This is a genomic window from Chimaeribacter californicus (assembly GCF_002858675.1).
GTDB lineage: Bacteria > Pseudomonadota > Gammaproteobacteria > Enterobacterales > Enterobacteriaceae > Chimaeribacter > Chimaeribacter californicus.
In genome coordinates, this window is record NZ_PJZF01000050.1 from 1 (window position 1) to 2,105 (window position 2,105).

Sequence of the window (2,105 nt, forward strand, 5' to 3'; positions counted from 1 at the left end):
TTCGCCGTAGACAATGGCGCATTCACTGCATGGAAAGCAACTGGCCGAAACAAAATCGACTGGAAGGATTATTACGGAACCTACGATGATTATCCTGATTACGTGGAAAAAACGCGGGTACTGCTGGCCACCATCAACGATCACAATCTAAGCGTAAATAAATTGAACGGTGCGGCCGGTGGGGCTACTGGACAATCATCTAGGGTTGCAGCACAATCCTAAATAATTAACCGGTAAAAGCTAAAACCTCGTTTCTGGCTCAAAAGGCGCTGCTAAAGCGCCTTTTCCTTGTGTTAAGAGTCCGTATAATTCTCTTTTATGATGGATCTCTTCAAAAGGCGTCACTGATGCCTTTTTCTTATACCGATGTCATGGCCAGCTAGGCTAGCGGTGAACCAATGTTTTTTAATATTAAAAAACATTAAAATAATCTTTCTTCAACTCAATAAAACTTATATAAGGCTTATTGAACTCCTTCAAAAGGCACCCTCGGGTGCCTTTTTCTTTTCCAAAAAAATTTAATCCTAAACATCCGATAGGAGATGTAACTTTCCTTACCATCGAGCCGATTAACAACATAAGAGGCTTGGTTTAATGAGTAATAAAGAGTACCAACAGCATATCGCTGACATCTCCCAGCGTGCGCGTCGTGTAACCCGCATCGTCTCCGAAGCCCAGTTCAACCAGAACGGCTTTATCAAAAGCGCTGAAGAGCGTCGTGACTCCATGCTGGAAGCAGCTAAAAAGGAGCCGATCTTTGAGGGCGTGAATCCTGAAGCCGTCTCCCAAATTGTTACCGCCTGGGGCGCGGCTTATGCGGACTATGCAGCGAAGCATAAAAGCGCGCCGCGTGAAGATGTTTTGGCCGCATGTCACCAGACCCTTGAAAACTGCCTGATGGCAGAAAAGCGCGGCAATCAGTCTGGCCAGAAGAGCATTAACCAGTCTATGCTGGAAAGCGTGAGCACTGAGATGATGAGTGGCCAGGACGGTATCATGCACCAGGCTATTTTCCTGGCGATGATCCTGCCGGTTACACTGGGCGCGCAGACTGGCGATGCCTGTACCTTCATCCCGGTACCGCGTGATGAGTCCAACATCTACGAGATTTTCAACGTAGCCGGTACCACCTTTGGCGATTACGCGATCGGTGACAAGCTGGACATGCAGAGCGTGGGCGCTTATTCCCAGATGCGCCGCAACTACGTGCTGCGCACCCTGGGCGATGGCACGACTAAAGTGTTCACCTTCAAGATTTCCGACTTTGAAGGCCAGGACATCCCGATCCGTAAAGGTCGTACCGTGCTGTACATCGGTAATGAGCCGACCCCGGAAGATAACGGTGAAGGCACCCTGCTGCACTCCTATGCGAATGCTGCCGGCACCGCGGTATCCCTGACCTCCTCCCTGGATTACACCAAAGGCCAGATCACCCTGACCTTCTCTGTTGCACCGGAGTCCGGCACCAAGCTGGAGGCTGAAGTCGAGATCAACATCGAGGCAGCCCCGAACCTGATCCCACTTATCAACCAGGAAATGAAAAAGTGGACTGTCCGACCATCCCAATATGCCCTGGCAGCAGAGCATTCTGTGATGGCCGCGTATGACGCCCAACGTGAATTCGGTATCGACCTGGGCAGCCTGCAATACCGCACCCTGAAAGATTACCTGTCCCACGAGATCGACATGCTGCGCCTGCGCATCATGATCCGCCGCACCATTAACGCTGACACGTTCGACCTGGCGATCCCGCAGGACACCAACTGGGACGTATGGAGCCTGATCTTCAAGTCCAAAATTCAGCAGGTGTTCCGCGACATCGCAGAGCGTACCCAAAGCAGCGGCTCTTCCGGCATGTTTGCCGGCTCTGATGCAGCGCTGTTCTTCAAAATGCTGCCGCCGGCCATGTTCACCCCGGCTGAAAACTACACCCAGGTGCCGTATGTGCATTTCGTGGGCACCCTGTTCAATGGCATCAAGGTTTACGAAGTGCCGACTGGTGTCTGCCACGCCTTTACCAAGCAGGGCGTGACCTTCTCCACCTATGACGTGCTGTGCTACACCCGCGATGAAAACCCAGGCAAAGCCGGTTTCGTTACCGGTGA

At 51.7% G+C, this 2,105-nt stretch carries 2 protein-coding genes; both read left to right on the forward strand.

Annotated features, from left to right (window positions below):
• Positions 1–222: hypothetical protein (locus CYR55_RS22620; RefSeq protein ID WP_206604063.1), on the forward strand; the 222-nt coding region annotated here is incomplete at its 5' end.
• 372 nt (positions 223–594) lie between these two features.
• The coding region (locus tag CYR55_RS22625; protein ID WP_101818557.1) for a hypothetical protein at positions 595–2,105 on the forward strand (1,511 nt) is incomplete at its 3' end.